2 protein-coding genes are annotated in these 806 nt (G+C 54.8%); both read right to left on the bottom strand.

Translation table 11 applies throughout. From position 1 onward, the window contains the following. On the bottom strand, positions 1-512 hold a 512-nt coding region (gene rplF / locus B3187_RS02700), incomplete at its 3' end, for a 50S ribosomal protein L6 (RefSeq protein ID WP_286804487.1). Between the two features lie 12 nt (positions 513-524). Beyond that, on the bottom strand, positions 525-806 hold a 282-nt coding region (gene rpsH, locus B3187_RS02695), incomplete at its 5' end, for a 30S ribosomal protein S8 (RefSeq protein ID WP_286804486.1).

The following is an 806-nucleotide window of genomic DNA, read 5'->3' as shown; positions in this document are numbered from 1 at the left end:
CGGCGAACCTGTTCGCTTGCATAGCGGATGCCTTTACCCTTGTAGGGTTCGGGCTCACGCAATGCGCGAATCTCGGATGCCACCTGACCGAGCAGCTGCTTGTCAGCGCTCTTCAGCACAATTTCTGTCTGGGCCGGACATTCCGCCGTTACACCTTCCGGTAAGGTGTAATCGATCGGCTGAGAATAACCGACAGACAGGTTTACAGTTTTACCCGACGCCTTGGCACGATAACCAACGCCGACCAGTTGCAGCTTCTCTTCGAAGCCCTGATCTACGCCTTTTACCATGCTGCCGACCAGAGCACGCATGGTGCCTGCCAGCGCGCGGGACTGCTTGGCCCCATCACGAGCGGTGAACTTGAGCAGGTTTTCTTCCTGCTGGATTTCAACGCTGTCGTGAATTTCCAGAGCCAATGTACCTTTTCCGCCTTTAACGCTAAGACTCTGACCCTGAAGGGTGACCTTAACAGCGGACGGTACTTCAACCGGACTATTTGCAACTCGTGACATGACGACTTCCCGTTAAAATACTGTGCAGAGGACTTCACCACCGACGCCAGCGGCGCGAGCGGCACGATCAGTCATAACACCTTTACTGGTAGAAACGATGGCAACGCCCAGACCACCGCGCACGGTCGGAATGGACGACTTACCAGCATAACTGCGCAAGCCGGGGCGACTGACCCGATCCAGCTCAGCAATAACCGGCTTACCTTCAAAATATTTCAGCTCAATGGTCAGCTCGGGCTTGGCACCCTCGCTCACTGAGAAACTATCAACGTAGCCTTCTTCTGCCAGAACTTT

The organism is Marinimicrobium sp. UBA4209 (genome assembly GCF_002381585.1).
GTDB lineage: Bacteria > Pseudomonadota > Gammaproteobacteria > Pseudomonadales > Cellvibrionaceae > Marinimicrobium > Marinimicrobium koreense.
The sequence above is the reverse complement of the archived record's forward strand: the minus strand, read 5'-3'. Positions and strand labels throughout refer to the sequence as shown.